Source organism: Sporofaciens musculi (genome assembly GCF_009830285.1).
GTDB lineage: Bacteria > Bacillota > Clostridia > Lachnospirales > Lachnospiraceae > Sporofaciens > Sporofaciens musculi.
On sequence record NZ_WUQX01000001.1, the window covers coordinates 3,386,359 to 3,408,791 of the forward strand.

The 22,433-nt window shown below is 42.9% G+C and carries 28 protein-coding genes; 2 read left to right on the forward strand and 26 right to left on the reverse strand.

The features are described 5' to 3' along the window. Positions 1-70: 70 nt before the first annotated feature. Genes GN277_RS17020 through GN277_RS17040 form a run of 5 tightly spaced genes read right to left on the reverse strand, consistent with a single transcriptional unit; the run spans position 71 to position 4,436 of the window. Entirely contained in the window at positions 71-451 is a 381-nt protein-coding gene (locus tag GN277_RS17020; RefSeq protein ID WP_159752050.1) for a hypothetical protein, read from the reverse strand. A gap of 41 nt (positions 452-492) precedes the next feature. Beyond that, positions 493-1,245 (reverse strand): hypothetical protein, encoded by a 753-nt coding sequence (locus GN277_RS17025; protein WP_159752051.1) that lies wholly within the window; start codon positions 1,243-1,245, stop codon positions 493-495. Position 1,246: 1 nt separating this feature from the next. Continuing rightward, a complete protein-coding gene (locus GN277_RS17030) occupies positions 1,247-1,957 on the reverse strand; it encodes a hypothetical protein (RefSeq protein ID WP_159752052.1) in 711 nt (236 codons plus the stop codon). 7 nt (positions 1,958-1,964) lie between these two features. Then, positions 1,965-3,428: a dynamin family protein gene (locus GN277_RS17035; RefSeq protein WP_159752053.1), complete on the reverse strand. Its 1,464-nt coding sequence runs from the start codon at positions 3,426-3,428 to the stop codon at positions 1,965-1,967. A 33-nt stretch (positions 3,429-3,461) separates the two neighbouring features. After that, positions 3,462-4,436 (reverse strand): helix-turn-helix transcriptional regulator, encoded by a 975-nt coding sequence (locus GN277_RS17040; RefSeq protein ID WP_159752055.1) that lies wholly within the window; start codon positions 4,434-4,436, stop codon positions 3,462-3,464. Between the two features lie 199 nt (positions 4,437-4,635). Here GN277_RS17040 and GN277_RS17045 point away from each other — a divergent pair, with 199 nt between their 5' ends. Then, positions 4,636-4,848, forward strand: a complete 213-nt coding sequence (locus GN277_RS17045; RefSeq protein WP_159752057.1) for a helix-turn-helix domain-containing protein — start codon at positions 4,636-4,638, stop codon at positions 4,846-4,848. Positions 4,849-4,959: 111 nt separating this feature from the next. Here the strand turns inward: GN277_RS17045 and GN277_RS17050 are convergent, their stop codons facing one another. From GN277_RS17050 to GN277_RS17090, 9 genes are all read right to left on the reverse strand, one after another. Continuing rightward, complete coding sequence (locus tag GN277_RS17050) at positions 4,960-5,241, reverse strand: hypothetical protein (protein ID WP_159752059.1); 282 nt, start codon at positions 5,239-5,241, stop codon at positions 4,960-4,962. Between the two features lie 136 nt (positions 5,242-5,377). Beyond that, the gene (locus GN277_RS17055) at positions 5,378-5,848 is read right to left on the reverse strand and encodes a JAB domain-containing protein (RefSeq protein WP_159752061.1); all 471 of its coding nucleotides are present in this window, start codon (positions 5,846-5,848) and stop codon (positions 5,378-5,380) included. After that, entirely contained in the window at positions 5,848-6,174 is a 327-nt protein-coding gene (locus GN277_RS17060; RefSeq protein WP_159752063.1) for an LPD28 domain-containing protein, read from the reverse strand. Before GN277_RS17060 ends, GN277_RS17055 begins: the two co-directional genes overlap by 1 nt. A gap of 30 nt (positions 6,175-6,204) precedes the next feature. Beyond that, entirely contained in the window at positions 6,205-6,819 is a 615-nt protein-coding gene (locus tag GN277_RS17065) for a sigma-70 family RNA polymerase sigma factor (RefSeq protein WP_244324762.1), read from the reverse strand. Between the two features lie 167 nt (positions 6,820-6,986). Further along, positions 6,987-8,111 carry a ParB/RepB/Spo0J family partition protein gene (locus GN277_RS17070; protein ID WP_159752065.1) on the reverse strand — a complete coding sequence of 375 codons (1,125 nt, stop codon included), beginning with the start codon at positions 8,109-8,111 and terminating at the stop codon, positions 6,987-6,989. 6 nt (positions 8,112-8,117) lie between these two features. Further along, complete coding sequence (locus GN277_RS17075; protein WP_159752067.1) at positions 8,118-8,933, reverse strand: ParA family protein; 816 nt, start codon at positions 8,931-8,933, stop codon at positions 8,118-8,120. A 120-nt stretch (positions 8,934-9,053) separates the two neighbouring features. Further along, positions 9,054-9,260, reverse strand: a complete 207-nt coding sequence (locus GN277_RS17080; protein ID WP_159752069.1) for a hypothetical protein — start codon at positions 9,258-9,260, stop codon at positions 9,054-9,056. A 58-nt stretch (positions 9,261-9,318) separates the two neighbouring features. Beyond that, positions 9,319-10,209, reverse strand: a complete 891-nt coding sequence (locus tag GN277_RS17085; protein ID WP_159752071.1) for an RpnC/YadD family protein — start codon at positions 10,207-10,209, stop codon at positions 9,319-9,321. Between the two features lie 77 nt (positions 10,210-10,286). Next, on the reverse strand, positions 10,287-10,475 hold the full coding sequence (locus tag GN277_RS17090; RefSeq protein ID WP_159752073.1) for a hypothetical protein: 189 nt from the start codon (positions 10,473-10,475) through the stop codon (positions 10,287-10,289). A 432-nt stretch (positions 10,476-10,907) separates the two neighbouring features. On the opposite strand from GN277_RS17090, the gene GN277_RS17095 reads away from it, so the two are divergent. After that, positions 10,908-12,152, forward strand: coding sequence for an IS256 family transposase (locus GN277_RS17095; protein ID WP_159752075.1), 1,245 nt, complete (start codon positions 10,908-10,910; stop codon positions 12,150-12,152). 143 nt (positions 12,153-12,295) lie between these two features. On the opposite strand, the gene GN277_RS17100 is transcribed toward GN277_RS17095, so the two are convergent. The 12 genes from GN277_RS17100 to GN277_RS17155 all read right to left on the reverse strand — a co-directional run bounded on the left by GN277_RS17100 (position 12,296) and on the right by GN277_RS17155 (position 22,432). After that, positions 12,296-12,535, reverse strand: coding sequence for a hypothetical protein (locus GN277_RS17100; RefSeq protein ID WP_159752077.1), 240 nt, complete (start codon positions 12,533-12,535; stop codon positions 12,296-12,298). Positions 12,536-12,685: 150 nt separating this feature from the next. Continuing rightward, the gene (locus GN277_RS17105) at positions 12,686-13,237 is read right to left on the reverse strand and encodes a GNAT family N-acetyltransferase (RefSeq protein WP_159752078.1); all 552 of its coding nucleotides are present in this window, start codon (positions 13,235-13,237) and stop codon (positions 12,686-12,688) included. Between the two features lie 43 nt (positions 13,238-13,280). Then, the gene (locus tag GN277_RS17110; protein ID WP_159752079.1) at positions 13,281-13,673 is read right to left on the reverse strand and encodes a hypothetical protein; all 393 of its coding nucleotides are present in this window, start codon (positions 13,671-13,673) and stop codon (positions 13,281-13,283) included. A gap of 20 nt (positions 13,674-13,693) precedes the next feature. Further along, positions 13,694-14,617 carry an SGNH/GDSL hydrolase family protein gene (locus tag GN277_RS17115; protein ID WP_244324763.1) on the reverse strand — a complete coding sequence of 308 codons (924 nt, stop codon included), beginning with the start codon at positions 14,615-14,617 and terminating at the stop codon, positions 13,694-13,696. A 148-nt stretch (positions 14,618-14,765) separates the two neighbouring features. Continuing rightward, positions 14,766-15,680 (reverse strand): alpha/beta hydrolase, encoded by a 915-nt coding sequence (locus tag GN277_RS17120; protein WP_159752080.1) that lies wholly within the window; start codon positions 15,678-15,680, stop codon positions 14,766-14,768. Positions 15,681-15,714: 34 nt separating this feature from the next. Next, positions 15,715-17,031, reverse strand: coding sequence for a sensor histidine kinase (locus GN277_RS17125; RefSeq protein WP_159752081.1), 1,317 nt, complete (start codon positions 17,029-17,031; stop codon positions 15,715-15,717). Then, positions 17,012-17,728, reverse strand: a complete 717-nt coding sequence (locus tag GN277_RS17130) for a response regulator transcription factor (RefSeq protein WP_159752082.1) — start codon at positions 17,726-17,728, stop codon at positions 17,012-17,014. Before GN277_RS17130 ends, GN277_RS17125 begins: the two co-directional genes overlap by 20 nt. A gap of 18 nt (positions 17,729-17,746) precedes the next feature. Further along, positions 17,747-18,634, reverse strand: a complete 888-nt coding sequence (locus GN277_RS17135; RefSeq protein ID WP_159752083.1) for a phosphatidylserine decarboxylase — start codon at positions 18,632-18,634, stop codon at positions 17,747-17,749. Next, entirely contained in the window at positions 18,631-19,275 is a 645-nt protein-coding gene (locus GN277_RS17140) for a CDP-alcohol phosphatidyltransferase family protein (protein ID WP_159752084.1), read from the reverse strand. Before GN277_RS17140 ends, GN277_RS17135 begins: the two co-directional genes overlap by 4 nt. Before the next feature lie 37 nt (positions 19,276-19,312). Further along, complete coding sequence (locus GN277_RS17145; protein ID WP_159752085.1) at positions 19,313-19,897, reverse strand: TVP38/TMEM64 family protein; 585 nt, start codon at positions 19,895-19,897, stop codon at positions 19,313-19,315. Continuing rightward, the gene (locus tag GN277_RS17150) at positions 19,894-20,856 is read right to left on the reverse strand and encodes an SGNH/GDSL hydrolase family protein (RefSeq protein WP_159752086.1); all 963 of its coding nucleotides are present in this window, start codon (positions 20,854-20,856) and stop codon (positions 19,894-19,896) included. The genes GN277_RS17145 and GN277_RS17150 overlap by 4 nt, the downstream gene beginning before the upstream one ends. Beyond that, a complete protein-coding gene (locus GN277_RS17155) occupies positions 20,843-22,432 on the reverse strand; it encodes an MBOAT family O-acyltransferase (protein ID WP_159752088.1) in 1,590 nt (529 codons plus the stop codon). Before GN277_RS17155 ends, GN277_RS17150 begins: the two co-directional genes overlap by 14 nt. Between the last annotated feature and the right edge of the window lies 1 nt (position 22,433).

Sequence of the window (22,433 nt, forward strand, 5' to 3'; positions counted from 1 at the left end):
ACCGCCCCACCTTTCATCTCCCATAGCACTCACCTCCCTTCCCTACCTCCCTCTCAAAAACACCACACCCTTATTTCTTTACCTTCTCTGCCAAATCAACGAATTGAACCGCCTTCTCCCAATCATCCAATACCCGATTTGCCAACACCATTTTCAATAACGTAATCATGTCTTTAAAATTCTCCCTGTTCTCCTTCTGTCCATCTGATAATGCCTGCTGCATTTGGACATATCCCTCATAGATTCTGGATTCCGTCAAAGACTGGTTCTTTTCCATACCTTCTTTCATAGACAGCAAAGAACGCCCCGCCTCGTCTAACCGTTCTTCCATTCTGAAAAGTACGTTCATGATCGTTTCATACATATCCTTCTGCTGCCTCATGTTTTCTTCTAATTTCATCCTTACCTCGTAAAACTGGTCCTTATAAAATACCTTTTCCCATTTATTCATACAGCATATCTCCAACTTTGCCAATTTATCTTCTATGGTTTTTATAACAGTCCTTCTACTAACTGAGCCGCCTCTATCGTAATCAATGGTTCAATACAGTTCCTTTCTATATCGGATTCTTCCAATTTACCTGTCTTTAACATATCGTCATACTGTTTCTTTGCACTCCAGACCTTCTTCTCATAAGATTCTGAATAATCTAAAAAGAATGATTCGATATCCTCCGACTGCTCGTTTAGTACACCTCTTACTCTGACTGACAGATTAGAAAACGCTTCATTAATTACTTTTTTACTGAATTTTTCCATCTGCTTTTTCTTTTCTGTACCAGAGTCTAACTTTAAGATTCTCAAACACTCCGAATCGTCCAGCGACATCCTCTTTGCCAACGGATTTTTCACACTTCCCTCAATCGTCCTCTTGATTTTTGAACGATTCCTTTCCACCCGTTTCAGATTCGATGTATCCTTGATGATAGCAGAAGATTCCTTTAAAACCTGAATCAAAGTATCACAATAATCCTCCACCATCTGAATACACCGTTTTTCTAATTCTTCGGATTTCTTCAATGATTTCTCGGAAAATTCCATCAGTAATTCATTCAGCTTTTCGGTCGAATAGACATTCGCCGTATTTCTGTCATACGAGCTTTCCACGCCTACATTACTGGAATATCCAGAGCACACATCTTGAATTGCCTCTCCAACATCACTAATCGCATCTATCCCCGTGATCTCGCCAATTTTTTCGATTGCCCCTCCTATTAAACCACCCAAAAAACTAAAAAATCCCATATCACTGTTCCTCCAATATTTTTTCTATCATATGACATCCTTCTATCGTATAACCCGCTTCCGCAATCATATGTTCTGACTTCTCAAAATAATTTTCTGCATCTATACTTTCCAACTGCCGGATATGATTTTGTTCATTTTTTCCCGTCTTCTCAATAACGTGAAGCGTTTCTTCTTCCACCTCCATAAATAAATCCGAAAGCATTTCCCTTACCTGCAGGCAATATTTGTCTAATGCTTCCTGAAAAACCTGACTGGAAAACCCACTCATGGCTTGTTCTTTTTGTGTCCCCGGTATCATTCTGATAATATTTCGCAGTTCCCGATTGCTTAACGACACATTCCGGCAGACCTCATCATCAATAAAACCTTTCATTCCAGATAACAGTTTCTTTATCTGCCTGTCAATACGCCCCTTGCGAATCCCATACTTTTTTAACAATGTCTCCTGTTCGTTAAAAATCTGTTCCAGTTCTTCCCCATAATAGGATACCTCCTGAGATACTGCCTCCTCGATTCCCGAAGCCCTTCCCCTTACTTCTTCCTTATATGCCTCAAACATTTCAATGACATTGTCTATATCAGACGCAGAAGATTTTTCATCTACAGGCTTTGTAGATGAAACCTTTTTAGAAAGCTCTGATATTGCGCCAATTACAAATTTTGCAATCTTTCCTAATACATCTGGTAAAATCGGAGGAAATTTTAACATTCTGCCATCACCTTCCTAACGCCTTGATTGCCCGTTCCAGTTCATCTGCCCTTTTCTGGGTAATCGTCTGGAGTCTATTGATCATGCTTTCCAGTTCCCGCTTATCATCCTTTGTTTCTTCATACTTTTGGGTAAACTCTTTCTGTTTTTTCCGGATTTCTTCTATCCCTCCCTGACTGGTCTTTATGATGTCCTCCTGTTCCTTTTTAATCTTCCTCATACTATTCTGGATTTCTTCTTTACAGATCAGATAAGAATTTGTCACATCCTCTGTCAGAAGTTTCTTATAACGGACTACGATATCATTATTTATTTTCCTTTTCAGTGTTTCAATTTGTGTAAAATCACAGAGCATTTGGTAATTTGCATGTAAATCACATACCCTCAATTTAAACAATATAGATTTCAAATCAAACATTTTATCGCTCTGGTCGTCTTGTGCATAGGTATTATATTCTTTCAAAAGCGTATACAAATATGCCGAAACAGGTATCAGATTCCTTTCTGCCAACTGCTCGTTCCCGAAGGCGCCCTTTCTCTTTAAATGCTTGATCCATTCTAACCTTTGCGCCTGCCAGTTTTCCAAAGGGCGGTTCAGGGTATCTAACTGCGTTGCAATCACGAATACTTTTTCCGGATTATATCTTACATTAGAAAAGACGCTGTATATGGTATGCATTTCCTGCCCTGTCAGAGCGTCTGATTTGACGCATACCAGCACAGCATTCGCCCTGTCTATATAATCTCTGGTAATATCGGAACGGTATTCTACGATATCATCAAGCCCCGGCGTATCTACCAGAACCACTCCCTTAGGTAGCTCAAAATCTTTAAGCCCCACCTCAACCTCTTTTACGAAATAATGAACCGGAGATTTTGAAGACGTCCATCTTGTAATCTCCTTTACCAATTCCTCCTGCGTATTACAAGTAACCTTCCGAGGGCTAATGCCTAACCAATTATTCTTTTCCTCATCTGCGTTCAGAGTTTTGTATTCTTCCAAAAAAATATCTGCATTTCCCTCTACAGCACTTTTCCAAAGACTGTCCCATTCTTCTTTTGTGTAAAGCAAGACCTTCACATAATTATCATCCGACTTTTTAAATTTAGTCAAAGCGGCTGTCTCTGGCGTGACTTTTGTAGAGGCATATTCGTATCCCAATAATGCATTAATCAAAGTTGACTTCCCCGCTTTAATTGCCCCAACCAAAGCAATATGAAACTCTGCGTCTGAGCACTTTTTTAAAAAGGTATCGAGATTTTTCATCATGCCTGCCGTAATATAGCTGCTTATGCCCTCCACTTGAAGAAGCTTTTTTGTTCTCTCCATGGCCGCTGCATATCTCTGCACTGTCTCATCCCACAAATATGCCGGATTATTGACCGGACTGTCTGCCAAATCTTTAAGTTCCTTCACTCTATTCTCGTAGGTCCTTTGAAGCGATTCATCTTTAAACTGAAATTTCTCCATTGTTGTTTTCTCCTCCATGGTATTATTTTGTCTTTATATGGAATCATCATATATCTTTTCCATCTTACGAATCTCCGTCTGCATATCATCCAATAGCTGCTTCGGCGCAAGTACCTTCACCCAGCTTCCCTGAGACAAAAGTTCCATAATCGTCCCTCTGCTATACTCCACTACCGCCGTAATCTCCGCCGCTTCCTCATGCTGACAGAAAACGCTTGCCGTCGGGAATTTGTCTAAGATAGCTCCTACCGATGGTCCTGTATAGAGAAAGCGTATTTTCATAGGCTGTCCCATAAACATTTTTTGATTATATACTTTTGCCCTTTCCAGACGACGCCTTTCTTCAATCTCAATAGGAATTCTCTCCTTTCTCTCATGTATTTCTGCAATCCGATCCATCCGATAATAAATTACCGCTGAATTTTCCACATCTCCACGACAGGCCAATAAATAAAAATAAAAACTGGAAAATGTAACCGCTATAGGATAAATCCAGCGCTCTACCACCTTCCCATTTAACTTTTTGTATGTAATCTCTATACTTCGCCCTTCTTTTATACATTCTTCCAACCGCCATACAGTATCGTATAAGTCGAGACAACCTTCCGTATGTACTTGGCAATAGTATTCCATCTCATTTTTCCAAAAATCCCGAAACAGCTTTTGATCTGCGTGGCTGCTATATACTGTCAGATTGTCAGTCATACTCCTTAATTCATCCTTCTTAAACACCCTGCTTCCCAATAAGATTTTCAAAATGACGAGAAGTTCTTTTGCCCGAATCCCCTTTCCTGCACTCAAAACATAGGAACGTTTCTTCCTGTCATACATAAGTTCTACATTCCCTACCAGTTCCCTATGTTCTGCCAGAAAAGAACGGATGATACTGATATCCCTTGATATGCTCTTTCTTGCAACCTGATATTCTTCTGACAGCTCTGTGACAGAAACTTCATTTCCGGAATAGAGCCTATATAAAATCGCTAAAATCCGATTCTTCTTCTCCATCTATGTTTTCCCTCTTTTATCTTCACACTTCCCTAATCCTATTTCCTAAACATATATTTTCAATCCAGTTACTCATGTACACATTATATGATATTTACATCAGTTATGCAAGTGTAATTCATTTATACATTAGCTATGTATAAATAAGCTATGCAAAAATTTATTTTTCGGTGATAATTGTTAAAAAGGAGGGCATCCTATGGTTCGTTTACGAGTGCTAGAAATATTAGAAGAACAAAACCACACCAAATACTGGCTTTACAAGCAGATGAATCTGAGCTACCAGAATTTCAACCGCATGATTACAAACCAGACTAGTTCCATCCGATTTGAAAATCTGGACTTGCTAAGCAACATTCTTCATTGCCCTATCGGGGATTTGTTTGAAAAAATAAATGAGCACATAGAATAGCAGGTTATTCCATGTTGCTTTCTAAGGGCTGTCACACGAAATTCCAGAATACATGCTTCACTATATATGAAGCCATTCTGCAATTTCCCCTGTGCAGCCCATATCCACAGCTTACTCTTGATGATACTCCCCAATGCACTCCATAAACAGGAAATAGGCGTATCTGAATCCTCTTGTAAATCCACGCTCTTCTCCCATTTCACATGCCATAAGAACCATATCCCTTATTTTTTCGGATTCCTTCTCTCCAAAATCTCCTTGAACATTTTTTAAAACTTCCTCATGGAATTTTGTTTCTTTCCTGCCGTCTTTATCCGTGAGCATTTTATCAAGATGGTTTAATTCTGCTATCATGTCATTCATATAATTGTACGGAGTCTTATCTACTCCCATTCTCCTTTCCCATACCGAATCCATCATTCTTTTTGTATTTCTATTTCTGCTTGTCCGGATTTTGCATACCTATTCTACCAAAGCAAACAGGACACACCCCTGTCCCTCCGAAAAATTCGGACATAATTATATAATTTTATCTTTCATTTCCCTTCTCCAGCAAGCCCTCTGTCTGAAAACTAAAATACCCGTCCCCCACAATGACATGGTCCATCAACGGTATCCCAAGGATTTTTCCCGCCTTTTCTATCCTTTTCGTCGTCGCCATATCTTCCTCACTCGGCACGCACCTTCCCGACGTATGGTTATGCACCATCACAATCCCCGCTACATTTGCCAGAACCGCATGTTTGAAGATTTCCCTTGACTCTGCTAATGTCGCATTTACCGTCCCGATGGACACCACCTCGATTGCCGCCAGCTTCCCTGCATTATCTATGGACAACGCCAGTAAATACTCCCGGTCTGCACCCGCCAGAAACTTCCTTGTAAATGCCGCAACTTTTTCCGGTCCGTCAATTTCTTCCATCGCATACGGAAGCTCTCTTTCCCGAACCATCCTTACCCGTACAAACGGCACGTAATTTTTCACTTCTGCTTTTCCCACTATCCAATCCCCCTGACCTCCATATATTCTTCTAACGTAAAACTTCTTTCTCCGCTATAGTTCCAATCCTCTCTTTCGAGAAAACATCGTCCCTCCTTCTCCACCTGTTCCAGACTTTCCTGAACCAATAAGGTTCCATAAAAATTAACTAAGATTCCTTTTGCAATCTCTACTGGATTTCCCTGACATTCATCATCATGCCTGACCTCATAACAGGAAAACCCTTTCGGTACGGAATCCCTTAATACTCTCAGTTCTGTAAAAATCGCCTCCTTCTCCAATACTGTGATCTGTTCATAACGAAGTTCATTTGCTTGATACCTCATTCTCTTTCCTCCTATCTCACACAATTCCATCTAAATCAACGCCAATGCCCGGAATCTTCTTCTCATCCTTATCAGCCTTGCGGAAACTCCCCGCATGGTAATGTTGCAATGCTCTGCAATTTCCCTGTAAGTATATCCTGCCGCCCTCATGCAGACCACCTCCTTCTCTTTCACCGTCATATGGGACATCAACTGTTGTAACTGCACCCGATCTTCCAATTCACTCGCAACACTATTCACCTGCTCTAAAACCTGCTCTCTTGAAAACACACAGTCATAATCTTCACGGTATGTCCCCATAGGGGCATTTCGTTTCGGACAGTTCCGGTAAATATATTCTTTTATCATGCTGTATCTCATTTTCCTCCACGCAATGGATGAAAACGGATACTTTGATAACTCCGGTTTTTCCAAAAACTCCTGAACCGCTTTTAGATATCCAAAGATTACCACGTCATAAAATTCAGCCCGTTCCAAATGATTCTTCCATAGAAACCGTTCCACCAGCATATGGTTCTGTTCTGCAAATATCTTCTGTTCCTCTGTCAATATGCGCATATTTTTCATCTGTATTTTCTTCTCCCTTCCCAAGCAGCAAAAAAACCGGGACATTTCTGCCCCGGCTTTGCTATTTCTTAATCTCATTATCTGTTTCTTCCTTATTTAAATTTAAAAAGTGTCCGAATCGGACACCCATACTATGTATCTTCTCATAATTTCCAACACTGGCCGTATTCTGCCGAAACACCGCACGTTAATTATGTCCCTATTATAGTTTCCAGCACACTATCCGGCATACATCCCTGCGTAAATTACTCACCGCCCTGACACCGTATCATTATATCGTGAAGTAAATATAAATCCCCCTCGCTTACACAATCCGCCCGGTTCATAATCACCCTTGTAAGAAATACCGCCCACTCAACATCTGTCCACGCTTCTTTCGAGGTGTCCGATCCGGACACCTTTTGCATTGCCTCCGTAACTGTTTGCGGAATGACCGTCAGGCTTACCCTTTCCCTGCCCCACTCCCGCAGTATCTCTTGATGGCGGTTTAATTTCTTGAACGGTCTTATGTTCCTTCCCTTTACAGCCTGTTCCGTTTCCTTCATCTCTCTTTTACTTACCGAATCATCTTCTCGGATTTCTTCCTTCTCTTGTGCTAAAGACTCCGTATCCTGCTTTTGCACCACCGAAAATCCCTTGTCTTTCCGGTTATCTTTCCCTTCCCTTTTCTTCATCGCCCTCTGTATTACCTCCTTCGTCTTAATGCCGCCATCTTTTGACGCTTGCTTCGCAATCTCACGCTGTTCATCCGGCGGCAGTTTTGCCGCCTCATATGCGGCAGAAATACCAAGATTGCCTTTCTTAAATTCCTCGCTAATCTCCGAAGTCGCATGATTGCTGATACATTCCATCCTCGCAATGTTTGTACTGCTCTCATTCATCAGTTCCGCCACCACATCCCTCAGCTTTCCGGGTATCTTCAATCCATCTTCCTTCTTTGCCCGTATCAAAGCCTCCTTGAGCCGTTTCGCCTGCTGGCTTTTCTCCCATCCGGTGAGTTCCCTGTTGTACGCATTTCCCATCAGAAGGGACAGTTCCAGCATCGCAGGAGTCATATCTTTGTAAAGATAACGCACCTTCTCGTATTCCCGATATCCCCGTTCAAGGTTCTTGATATTCGCAAGGTTACGCCTGTGCCCGATCACGATACAAAACTCCCCATTCACTCTCGCCAAGACCATCGGCTGCTGCTGTCCCACTGCAAGGAAGCTGTCTGCAAGTTCTTCTATATTTTCCTGCGAATAAAAATTACTCTCCGAAGGTTTCACGTCCCTGGGGTTCAGCCATATCTCCTTATACGCATTCACTGTCCCTGACTCGGACTCCTTTTTCTTAATGTCTATCAAATCGTTAATTCCAAATCTCGCCATGCCCCATCATCTCCCTATTCCCGTATAAATGGTCACGAAATGCTTATAATCCTGCGCCGCACCACAGCATGGGCTGTACTCGTAGATTGGTTTCTTCACAAAGGAATTTTCTGCCACCTTTGCAGAATACCGAATCCTGCCAAGAACCTTATACTGCCTGTAATGCTTGCTTTCTGCATTGTCCCATTCCTGCCTAAGCCATTCTAACCCTGCCGCTTCTCCGTCCGTATTCTGGTAAATCGTTATCAGCACACCTTTTAATTCCAAAGACGGATTCAGAGCCTTTGCTTCCTCAATCTGACCCGCCACAATATCCAAACCCTCCAACGCATTTTCATCAATCTTCACGGGAACAATGACTTCATCCGTAACCACAAGGGCATTGACCACGTTGATTCCGATATCCGGTGGATTGTCTATAATACAGTAATCATAGTTTTGACAAATGCTGTCTTCTGTCTGATTGTTGATACCGGCTTTTAGAAATCTCCGGTATCTCTCCGTCATGTCAGCCCCTCCCTCTTTCACCAGATTCCAAGCTGCGCCAAACAATGATAGATTCGCCGTGATAATATCTATCCCTTCATAATCTGTCGCCTGTATCAATTTCTCCGAATTCTGCCAATCACCGCTTAGTATCCTTGCGACAGGTGCGGTCTGCTCTGCCTCATACCGGGCAAATGCCTTACTCAGATTCCCCTGCTTGTCGTTATCCCACAATAATACCCGGCTGCCCCTGCGCCACAATTCATAAGCCATGTTTACCGAAGTAAAACTTTTCCCAACTCCGCCCTTTAAATTTAATAAACTGACCGTCTTCATACCGTTCCTCACTATCCTTGGTTTATTTCTGATAAATTGTTCCATTTGTATTTTTTACACAAATCTGCACATAAAAAACGCTACCAGACTTACTCCGATAGCGTTAAAATAAATATAAAACTATATACCAAATATCTTCTTCACATTTCTAACATCCGACTCGCTACAGCCGACTTCCTCAGAAATCTGTCTATTGGTCAACTTGGGATTCTCTTTTACTTTCCGAAAAATCTCTCCCGATAAAATCATTCCTTGCTGCATGGCTTCTTCCTGCTTCACCTGTATATCTTCCTCATAACTATACTCTGCAATCAACATATTCTCCATATCTAAATATTGACTCTGCTTATCATATTTGTCGAAATAACGTTTTCAACTTCCTATATTATATACCAAACATTTTCTTGATACTTTCTACTTCTTCTACACTACACGCAAGTTTCAATGCTATCTGCTCATTAGTAAAATCCGGATTCTTTTTTACTGCTTGAAATATCTTCCCACATAAAATCAAACCTTCTTGTCTGCCCTGTCGTATTCCTTTCTGTACACCCTGCTGCATGGCTTCTTCCTGCTTCACCTGTATATCTTCCTCATAACTATACTCTGCAATCAACATATTCTCCACCTCGCTTCCCTTCCGCTTCAAATAATCTGACAGTATCCCCTGTTCCATACATTCCCTGATTGCCTTTTTAATGGCGCTTTCTTCATCCGAATATTTTCTTACCATACTGATAAACTGGCTGTACTCCTTTAGTATCCCGCATTTTCCCAGAAGCTCATGCGCCTTATCCGAATTAATGTTGATCACCTTCACCTTTAGCTCTACTGAATTTTCTCCTGCCGGATTCATAAATGCGTCTGACAAAGATAATACCCGTTCTAATGGCTGTTCCTTCTTTCCATTATAAAATGTATAAAACTCTGGGGTTGGTATCTTCACCAATGTCGTCCTATAGCGCGCTTTACGATCGACCAACTGCTCATATGCCCTTCCCACATACATCAAACAACGCAGACACATGTTCATATTCACAGTGCTTTGATGTTCTCCAAAGACAAGCACCTGACCATTCACCTCAAAGGAAATGTCATTCTTGAAGTTCTTATATAAAACATCATCAATCTTCACCTTCCGTACCAGATTCTCATCCTCATACTCCGTGTCATGCAATGCATTATATAAACTCAGCAGATTCTTCTTTGCCGTTTCATCCTGATAAAAGAGATCAACGAAAACGCTGTCCTTATGCTCACGGTTCTCCTTCTCCATTGTCCCGCACCTGCCTTTCCTTTATCTTTATACTACCATACTTCATTTGGGGTTTCAATTATCGGTTTCTAATCTCTTTACGCACATATTTGTCTCCCCGCCTTCTTGAATTTACGGTTTCTGCATTTGAGATAATCTTTGGTCGATATGTAATTACTGATTACAACTACAGGTTCCCCACATTCACAGCAGAGGAAATCCCCTTCTCCGGCCGCTATTAAATTTTTACAGAACTGGCAAACAGCCATCCTTTTCCTTTTACCCATGTCCTCTCCTTCCGTTTCTTGTCCAACAATTCTACTCCTTTTGCTTTGAAATCTTCATGACCGATTTCTTCATATATTTATATAGCACGGATACTGTCCACATCAGATTTTTTCTGAAATGAAACATACCAAAAGTTGGAATGTTACTACTCTGGTACTTTTATAAGTATCAATAGAATAATATATAATTGAAATTCTATATTTTTACTGATTTTGTGTATTATGATATGGCATAGACATACGAAATCGACTCTCAGAGAATTTAAAATGACATCAAGAAGGAATATACTCACAATTTTCAAAAATATTTAGGGAGTGTAAAATAAAGTGTGTAAGTTAGAAATACAGTAAATCTAACTGCACGCTTTATTTTTCTATATAAAGTATGCTACACTCAAAAAAAGGATAAGAAAAAGGATGGGTACAGCACTTATGGCACGAAGAAATAGACAGAATACTAGAGGGGCTGCAATCGCAAAGGCTATTATGGAAGAATACCAGCCACAGACAAGGGAAGAAATGCAGGATGCTATCAAAGACGTCTTTGGGCCGATGTTTGAGGCTATGCTCCAGGGAGAGATGGATTCCCATCTGGGGTATGGGCGTAATGAGCGCGGGGAAAAGGAGACGGCAAACAGGCCTAATGGTTATTCCCATAAATCTGTCAATTCTGCTTATGGAAAGCTGGATGTTGCTGTTCCAAGGGACCGGGATGGCAGCTTTGAACCGAAAGCAATCCCAAAACGTACCAAAAACGTCAGCGGGATTGAAGATAAGGTATTATCCATGTATGCAAGAGGCATGAGCCAGCGTGATATCGCAGATACGGTAGAAGATATATACGGTTTTGATATCTCCCATGAAACCATTTCAACAATTACGGATAGGGTGATCAGAACCGCGGAAGAATGGCAGAACCGTCCACTGAAAAAGTTCTACACGTTCCTGTTTGTCGATTGTATTTACGTTACCATACGAAAAGAGATGGAGACAAAAAATTGTGCGGTATATGTGGTTCTGGGTTATGACGCAGACGGCAGAAAGGACGTGCTGGGGCTGTGGATTGGCGAATCAGAAGGAAAACACTATTGGATGCAGATCTTTGACGAGATCCGTGCAAGAGGTGTGGAAGACGTGCTGTTTATCAGCATGGATGGAGTATCCGGTCTGGAAGAAGGGGCAAGGAGTATCTTCCAGGATGTAGTCGTGCAGAGATGCATCGTACACCTGATCCGAAATGCTATCAAGTACATACCATCAAAAGATTATAAGGCATATAGCGCCCAGTTAAAGAAAGTATACGGAGCGCCTAGTCTGAAAGCAGCGGAAGCTGAATTTGAGCGTCTTAAACAGGCATGGTCAAAATATCCCGGAGCAATAGACGTATGGATACGCAACTGGCAGCATGTAGCCCAGCTTCATAATTATGAGAGCGCGGTCAGGAAGGTGATGTACACGACAAATGCCATAGAGTCTGTCAATTCGAGTTTGAGGAAAGTCACGAAAAAGGGAGCGTTCCCCAATGAGGACGCTGTACGAAAGGCCTTCTATCTGCGGATTGTGGAATTGTATAAAAAGTGGAATGACCGTCCCGTAGCCAATTGGGCATTAGTACGTAATCAGCTTGCCATGGATGATAAGATGCAGACACGCATTCTCAAATATGAGCAGTGTTGATTCTGCATGTAAAACCGGCAGCTTTGAAAACTGCCGGTAAGGAAATTTTATAAAACTTACACACTTTACTTGACAAACCCATATTGCAATATCATCCCCTCCATATCCTCTATGCCGTTGATGGCGGAGGATGTTCAACATATTTACCGCGTCCTTGAGGTTATAGAGAGATTGGGAATGTCTTTCATTCCCCTCTTACACAAAATGTTAATCTGCTCTACAATTTGTTCCAGTTCCTTTTCCAGCTTTTTCTGTGCATCTGCATTATGGTTCTCCATTGCCATCCGTATCTGCATATTGAGAACACATTGCTCCTGCTTCAAACTGGCAAATGCCGTCATTCTTGTGTTAGATAAAGTTGTCATTGAATGATTGATGTCCATATGAAACTACTCCTTTTATATTTTCTTCTGTCCTGCCTAGTGCTCCATCTGGTCAGAAATCAAACGAATGGATTGTCTGGTGTGTTAGAGAGAGAAAGAAAAACATTATGCTTTGGCGTTCATATATCAACTAAATCCATTACTCTAAATTTAAACTTTCATCACTTTTTCAAACCGAAACATTCCGCCGCCCCCTGCATCCTCTTTTGAACACTCATCAGGCGCATTGGGATCTGGGTGCTTTGAATGAAAAAACTCGACTATGTGAAAACCACATCGGTTCACATAAAAATGTATATTCCGCTTTTCAAAGTATGGCGTACATGTTTCCCACACCTTTGTCTCTGGATGCTGCCGCTCGATTGCCTTCCACGCTGCTTGACCGATCCCTTTACTGTGTGCGGCAGGAAGAATAAAAAATAGCGCCAGTTCATTATGTTTTGTCTCTGCATTGATCTGTAAAACCACACCGCCTACCTTTTCTTCCTGCAAAATAATACGGTATATTTCCGCGCCTTTTCTATCCATGCATTCTTCAATCGACCGGCGGGATATGATTTCTTCACCGTCCTCAAAATGCTCATCTCTGACACCGAACTCTTCTAAAGCGCCATAACGAAATGCTTCCTGATTGTCAAGGATAAACTGGTTTCGATCTGCTTCTTCCATTGGAAGCAATTTCACTTGAATTAATTCTGTCATCGCTTTGTTCCTCCTGTAAACATGTATTCAGAAATCACTTTAATTATTTTACAAAACTCCATTCATTTGTTGTTTCACTTTTCTGTAAGACCAATTCATATTCTCCATCTCCTTTATAGAAATAAATTTCGGTACATGAAGGATTTAATTCTATTTCATATTCACTCTTCGCTCCAAATTTACTATTTAAAAAACCAAATGCAGAATAAAAGGCAATGTATATATTATCTCCTCCTTGCTTTAATTCCAAAGCCCTTGCGCTTCCTATAGAAGACGTTGTCGTTATATTTAATTTCATTTTTTCTCCGTCTTCGGATATCGTATAGTCTGTTAATACCACATCCGTTCGTTTCTCTAATCCCCTGCACAAAAATAATATCATGATAATGGCTGTAACTAATATCATTAATCCCACCACTATACTATTCTTTTTCATCTAATCTCCTTTTGATTCTATCAGCTTTTCATTTTCTCTTTTCCGATTATTGCCTGCATTTGTTTTAACATTTCTTGTTCCTTCCTTGTATATTCTTTTGCCATTCTTTTCCAGGTCTTATAAAGCGCCTCATCCCTGTGATCCGAAAGCCCGAATTCATTCTTAAGATACTTCCCCAGATACTCCGTAACTTTCTTTGCGCCGGATAAATTAAGATGGTCTCCCTGATCCATGGTATCTGTCTTCCAGTCAATCTTAAGCCCTTTTGTAATCAGGTTCATATCCAGATATGTAAGGGATTTCTTTTCCGCATATTCCTGCAGCGTATTGTGCTTCTGGTAATTATAATTCTTAGGGGAAGGCGTGCTGACCAGGACAAGTCCGACTCCATGCCTCCGGCATAGCTTCAGGATTTTCTCCATATACGTTTCTACCTGTTCCGGCATTTTTTCTTTCTTTTCTGTCTTTTTCATGTAAGCTCCTTCTCGGTACGGTCTTACTCCGTCCCGCAGCTTAAACCCCTTGGAATCCTCCCGCACATACAGCTTGCTCATCAAATCTTTTTTCTCATTCTTTTTATCCAGTCTCCGGAACAATACGTTGGTCTCAAAAAGCACGAGCCTTGGCTTTTGAGTCTTGAATGCCAGCTTCAATGTTTCATAAGTCTCAGACAACATCTGTCCCGGCTGTCCGCATACATAGGATGTAATTCCATATTGGTTCCATAACCCTAAGGGTGAAACGGAACTGTACGTTAAACTGTCCCCGGCAACGAGAACGTCAATCGTATTTTTCGATTCTTTTCGGATTCCGGCTGCATTTTTATTTTGATTTTTATTTTGATTTCCATTTTCCGTCTGTGTCTTACTTTTTGCAGATACAGTGGACGAAAAAACAAGCAGACTTACCAGAAGCATTAATAAAATGAATCCCTTCTTTCCCATATGTTCTCTTTACAGATAAAGGGACCGTACACCTTTCGTACAGTCCGCTTTTTCTTCTGCCTCCTTCCTTTGTATTTCTTTCTATTATCATGGAAAAGTCTTAACCGTTCCTAAATCATTTCTTAACAAATCTAAATCCTATAGTTCTTTATATAAACAGTTTTTTTGCAAAATTATAAAGTGCATTCTGCCATACCGTATCCTCATGGCCTCCTTCCGTATCATAAAAAAGATGTTCTATGCCTTTCTCCTTCATAAGACCATGGAGCTTATAGGTAACATCTCCGCAGACATCATCAGATCTGCCTACCGAAAGCATAAGTAAACGAAACTTTTCCGCTGGAGGCACTAAATCCATTAAAAGCGGGTTCACATGGCCGTATGTCTCATCCGGCAACACCGATGCGGAGGAAAACACACCCACATAACCAAATAATTCCGGATAAGTAAACGCCATATACAAGGTATTGCGCCCACCCATGGAGTTTCCTGCAACCGCTGTATATTCCCGCCCGGTCTTTACCGGATAATGACTGTTTATATAAGGCATCAGGTTCTCCACCAAATCCTGTCCGGTAAGGTCATATGCCTGGATGGTCTCCGTCAAAGACAGCTCTTCCGTGTCCTCATCCCCATTGACCGCACTGTTAGGGCATATCACGATCATCTCCGGCACCTGCTCAAAATAATGCAGGTTCTGTAAGATGACATCCGCCGATTTATTCCGCCATGTGCGGTGGCTTCCGGTCAATCCGTGCAGAAGATACAGAACCGGATATTGTTTTTCTTCTTTATAATCCGCCGGCAGAAATACCATGGCATGCCGATTGGTTCCCGTAATCTTAGACGGATAGGTGATCTCTTCCGGATCCCTGTAACGATATCCCGCCTGCTTTTCTATAAAATACGGCTTGGGAGTCTCCCTGATGATTCCATCCGCGTCTTTTTTCTGCTCAAGCTGCCATACCTGTTTCTTCACCTGCCGTTCCTGTTCAATCTGACGTGCTATGCTCCCTACTATTACAACCGACAAAAGCCCAATAACAATCTTTTTTCTGTACAAATCTATCACCTTTCTTTAATGAAAGTAAGAAGCCTTATACTGTCTGCCCCGGAAATAACAGCAACACCCGGAATCTTTCTCCTTTCTGCTCCGTCATACATTTTCCTTTCATTTTTGCCATCATATTTTTAACGCTCTGTATCCCGATTCCATTGCTCTCCGTCTCTTCTTCCGGTTTCTTCACCTTATTTTCAAACAAAAATCCCACCATGTTCCCCTCTTCCACAGCAGAAACCGCAACCGGCATGGATGTATCGGCATATTTCATGATATTAGACGTCAGATTATCCATGATACGCATCACATAATCCGTTGAGATCCGAAGCCTGCTCTGCGGCCATTCCACCTGAAACGACACCTCAAAGCCCTGCTGCTTTAGATAACTGCAAGTCTCTGAAAACAGGTCATAGAACAGCGTTTCACAGGTTTCCGGTTCTTCTAACTGCACCTCTTCTTCTCCTGCAGTCAGGGAATATTCAAACAGATGATCTGTAAGCTGCTTCATCCTTCTTGCTTTCCGGTCAATCTTCTCCACATATTCCTTCCACTGTCCTTCGCCTTTATAGCTTCCTTTTTTTAAGATTTCCGTATACAGCATGATCGAAGTAACCGGCGTGCGCAGGTCATGGGACATCTCCGTAACAATCTTCTGGTTTTCCTGCACCATCCGGGCCTCCTGCCTGATCAGCTCCTGAAAGGACAGGCGCATGCTCTCAAGCCCTTCTGCAAGCGCCGCAAGCTCATCCTTCCCCTTTACTGTAATCTTATAATCAAGGCTTCCTCCTTCTAAGATTTCCACCTCATCACTCAATTTTAATATATATGCCATTTTACTGCGGATTCCAAACAGGACAAGAAGCAGGAACAAGACGAAAGACAGCGCCAGCTCTGCAAGCATTGCATAATTATAAAACTGATATGCATACATTCCGGTAATGCTTACTCTCGCCTCCCCATCTGCAAAGGACACGGTATAATAGACCTCCCATCCGTAATCATTGGCCTCAATATCCTCCTCCCACAGTTCCTGATCCGGATACACCGAATCAAACACCTGCATTCCGTCTTTATTTACACGGATGGAGACAATCTGCTGCTTCTGTACCCAGCTCTTTAACGCATCCGCATCCCTTGAGGACAATTCATTCTGATCAATGTACTGTTGCAGCTTCCTGATATAACTTTCATTTTTTCGTTCTTCATAATCCGAGTTATAATAAAAATTCTCAATGAGACGATCCCCTGCCCGATTCAGCACAAAGAATACAAGAACTGCCGCAAAAGCCGATATCACCAGAAGCCGCAGCAGCTGAAAGTATATGGAATCCTTCTTACTCGTTGTCCGCGCCAAATTTATACCCCTTTCCCCAAATGGTTTTGATATACTTTGGATTCTTCGGATCTTCTTCTATCTTCACCCTCAGTTTTCGGATATGCACCATGATGGTACTGTTACAGGAGTAAAAGTAAGGCTCCTGCCACACGCTTTCATATAGGTTCTGAGCGGAAAATATTTTTCCAGGATGCTGCATCAGCAAAAGCAAGATATGGTATTCAATATCAGACATCTCCTTTTCCACATCATTTACAAACACTTCATTGAAGGTCTCATGAATCCGGATTCCCTTCATCTCCAGGTAGGGTTCCTCCTCCTTCTCATTTCCTAAGTTCTTTCCCATATATACCTTGTACCGGCGCATTAAAGCCTTTACTCTTCCTAAAAGTTCCGCATAGGAAAATGGCTTCGGAAGGTAGTCGTCCCCTCCCGCCATCAGCCCGATGAGCTTGTCGGATTCCTGTGCCTTTGCTGTCAGAAAAAGGACAGGGACATTGGATACTTTCCGGATTTCTTCACATGTCCGAAGCCCTGACATTCCCGGCATCATCACATCCAGAATGACCAGATCCGTCTCATCATTTAATAGTTCCAGCCCTTTTCTCCCATTTTCCGCTTCCGACACATGATAATTCTCACTTTCTAACAGAATACGAACCCCTTCGCGGATATCCGCGTCATCCTCAACAATCAATACCTGCTCCTTTTCCATCTCTGCACACACTCCTCTCTATTTCTTCATATCCGGAAATCCTTCTGTTCCATGCAAATAATTTCTCAACGGATGACCTGCAGAAATACTTTCTGCAGTACCGACCGTTTCTCCCAGGCAAATCCTCATTTCCTTCCCATTTCTTGTTTGTCCTACAACATCCTCCGATAATTCCAATCGGTTCTTTTTTACCAGCACCAATATCGTAGAGCCGCCGAATTCAAAATATCCCTTTTCCTGTCCCTGAAAGACCCTTCTATTGCTTCGTAAGTTATGGATCTTCCCCACAAGCAGGGCGCCGACCTCCATCTGGACGACAGTACCGAACGCAGGGGTTGAAAGCACGATATACTCCCGGCTGTTCTCCACAAAAACCGGTACGGACGAGTAAGCCGCCGGCCGGACACAATGCAGGCATCCCTCAATTGCCCCCGATTCGACCCTGACTCCGTCGCATACATAGCAATATCTATGATAATCCTGGGGAGTCAGCCGGAAGATAAGACAAGTCCCTCCCGCATACTGTTCTGCCAGATCCCTGCTTTTCAACAGTCTCTCCAGGCTGTATTCTACGTGTTTGATCCGGTAAGTCAGATCATCTGCTACCGGATATACACTGAGATATCCGTCGCAGGGGCTGATCAGATGCATGGGAGTGATGTCAATTCGTTCCATACTGCGTTTTCTTGTAAAAAAATCATTGAATGAACGGTACGACCTGCCCTCATATTCCTTCATATCTATATGATGCTTTTTGATAAATAAGGGTACCAGCCATCTGGAAAACCGCGAATCCAGAAACTTTCCTACTTTTCCGGACACAGTTGGACGAACCAGAGGCCTTAAAACGGCACGGCCTGGTATCGTTCCATATAAAAAGCGAATCATTAGCGTTTCTTTCTTCATATTTCCATTCCCAGTCCCATTAACAGGATAACAAATTCTACGATTCCAGTAAATACAATTCCTATTTTTCCAAATAACTTTGGTTTTTTTACATGCAAGGGCAGAACAAATGCAGCCGCCAGCCCTATTAACAGCACCGGCGCCAGCCTGGATATGCCAAAGGATAACTGTCTCCCAATCACCAGAAATGCCGGCAAAAGAAGATCTACGGACGTAACCGGAAGCCCAAGATAACAGGAACGGCTTCCAGTCTCCGCCTGCTGCCGTTCCTCCTCCAGCACGTTGAAATATGCCAGACGGATCAGCGCGCACAGTACATACAGGCATCCCGCCAAAAATCCCAGATAAGTTTTCCCGCTTGCCATATATCCAAACAATGCCGGCAGGACGCCGAAACAAATCAGGTCGCTTAAAGAATCAATCTGAATCCCGAATCTTTTCTCACGGACATCCCTTTGCCTGGTAGCGGCAACCGTCCCGTCGAACATATCGCAGATTCCTGCAAACATCAGGCATAATACAGCCTGCCGGTATGTCCCCTCCATCGTAAAGATAATTCCGGTAAACCCAAACAACATTCCCAGATAGGTAAGCACCACCGTATAGTTATAATAACCGCAAAGCTTTTTCTTTTCCTCCATCCCTTTTCTACCTTTCTTATTTTATTCATTCCATTCTTTAAACAGCCGCAGCAGCGAAGAAAATACTGTACGCCAGAATACACCATGGTTTCCCCAGTACAATGATGGCTGCAAATTTACGTGCCGTCATTTTTGTGATCCCAGTGAAATAACAGAAGAAATCATCCGGGAACAAAGGCAGCACCATCCCCAGAAACAATACTGTCGTATAGGATTTGCTTTTTGCCGCCCACTCAGCCCATTTTTCATACCGTTTCCCTGGGAACATCCTGCCAACAATCTCTTTTCCAAACTTTCTTGCGATCAGAAACGCAAGAATGGAACCCACCGAAATCCCGATGTAATTACACCAGAAGCCGCCCATCCAGCCGAACATGACCGCCCCGACGATACATCCTAAGAATCCCGGCAGCACCGGAATGACCACCTGAAGCGCCTGGATTGCCGTAAGTACGACCGGCGCCAGCAGACCAAACCCCGAAATATAACTTTGAAGCGTTTCCACCGAATCAAATTTTCCGTCCAGATATGCTTTAAATAATGCCGCACAGAGGGCCAGACACAGGAGCAATAACAGCGCGGTCACCCATTTTTTCCATTGTTCTATCCGTTTTATGATCATTTTCCCCGCATCACTTTCAATTTTTCTGTCACTTTTTGTTCGAATTCCTCCGCTTCCTTCTCCCATGCGCTAAGAGCCGCATCTCCCCTGTGATCCGGAAGCTTCCACTCTGATTTATCTAAATACTCTCCCAGATAAGCCGTCACCTTACATGCCCCGGACAGGTTCAAATGGTCGCCTTTATCCAGGCTGTCGGTTTTCCAGTCTATTCCAATCTCCTTTACCGCCATATTCATGTTCATATAGGAAAGATTCTGCTTTTGGGCATATTCCGCCAGCGTATTGTGTTTCCTGTAATTATAGTTCTGCGGTGAAGGCGTGCTGAGCAGCAATATTTCCACATTCTTTTCCCTGCACATTTCCACGATACGCTCTATATAGCCTTCTACATTTTCGCCCATCTCTTCCTTTTGCGCCGATTCCTTCATATAGTCATCTTCCTTATAGGACTGTATCCCGTCCCGGATTTCAAAGCCCTTATAGTTTTCTCCTTTGTACAGCTTCTCCATCAGGAGCGGTTTCCAGATATCGTGGAACCGGAAGATCGGGAAATGGTAATTTCCCGCTTCTGCAACCGATTCTTTCAGGCTGTCAAGCTTTCCCTGCCCGCGGAACAATACGTTTGTCTCCAGAATCACGAGCCTTGGGGACTGCTTTTCAAGAGCTGTTTTCAACAGATAATAAGTTTCTTGTATCTTCTGCCCCGGCTGCCCGCATACATAAGAGGTAATGCCATGGTCTTTCCACAGGATAGGCGGTGCAATGGAGCTGTAGCTTAAACTGTCACCCAGGATCAGCACGTCAATAGTCTGGTCTGGTTCCCTGCTAATCCGGGAAATGCTTTTATTCCGTCCCTGTACCAGGTCTTCATCTTTTGCCGCTGATTCCATCCACCCTGATATCCCTGTTAACAATATCACTAATATCAAGATAAACAGAATATTTTTAAAAATTTGCATAAATCAAATCCACCTGCTGGTACCCAACGCCGTAAGCCCCAAAAATAATCACTGCAAAGATCAGCCCGTAATACAAAGCCCATCTCACAGGCGTCCGTAGTGTCTGCAATCCTGCCTCACCCAGCAGCTTCCTTTCCTTTATCATCCCAACACATGCAACCACCAGACATCCGGTCCCGATCGCCAGATAATCCGCCCCATCCAGCCCAAAGCCTAAGAATGTCCCGTCCCATAGTTTCTGGGGCGTAAACTCCCGGAACATGCTCTCAAACATCCTAAGTCCTGCCCTAAGCCCGTTTGCCCGGAAAAACAATTCTCCTGCGAAGATGATCACCCACGTCTTTAAAATCTGTGGGATCCTCCAGTAAAGCGCATGTTCATCAGCGTGCAAAAGCTTTAACACTTTACTCCTTACAGGCTCTAAGGCAACCCCGCCTAATAGGATGACAAAATAATACATACCGTAAAAGATATAATTCCACTGCGGTCCATGCCAAAGTCCGTTTAACAGCCACACCGGAAATAATGCAATGGCTGATACCCCAAGTTTTGTCAGATATTTCCCCAGATGTTTTCTTCCGAATTTATTCCACTTCTTTACCACAGACGACACAGACACCGGATAGAAAACATAGGTTTTAAACCATACTCCGAGGGTCATGTGCCACCGCCTCCAGAACTCTGCCGCGTTCCGGGAAGCAAAAGGCTGGTTGAAATTCTCAGGCAGTGTAACGCCGAACATCCTGCCGCTTCCAATGACGATATCCATGCACCCTGAAAATTCCATGTAAAGCTGTACCGTATATGCAACTGCCGCCGCTGCAATGACAATCCCATTGTAATTCTCATAATGATCAAAAACTGCTCTTACCAGCACGTAGAGCCGGTCTGCAATGATCATCTTCTTAAAAAGCCCCCAGAGGATACGCACGCTGCCTTTTGACAGGTTTTCACCTTTCAGGGAATTTCCCTCCCACAGGACGTCTGCGGTCTGGGCATACATGCTGATGGGCCCTTCCATGATCTGAGGAAAGAATCCCAGAAACAGCGCCAGCTTTCCAAGATTTTTCTCAGAAGGCACCTTCTCCCAGTAGACGTCTGCCATATATCCGATGGCCTGCAATGTATAGAAAGAAATCCCGATGGGCAGCAGCAGATCCTTTGCCGGAATCAGCGCCGTACTCCCTGATATCTCCATAAGCGCATTCAGATTCTTTGCAAAAAAGTTATAATATTTCAGCCATGCAAGGACTCCCACCAGTGCAAGGATACCGCCTGCCAGTATCCATTTTTCTTTCCGCTTATATTGCTTCCTGATCTCTGCCTGGTCCTCCTTCGGCGCTTGTTCCGCCTCCGTCCGGCATCTTAGCTTCATCCATCCCAGCCATATGCCGATATAGTGGGTAAATAACGTTGTCCCCAAAAGATACGCCACCAACCCTTTACTGATCAGCCAGAAGAAAGAATATCCTGCTGCCAAAAGCACGCACCACCTGATTTTTTTCGGTGCGAGCTGATAAGAAAAAAGCACCAGCGGGAGAAACAGCGCCAGATACACCGCTGTATGGTATGCCATG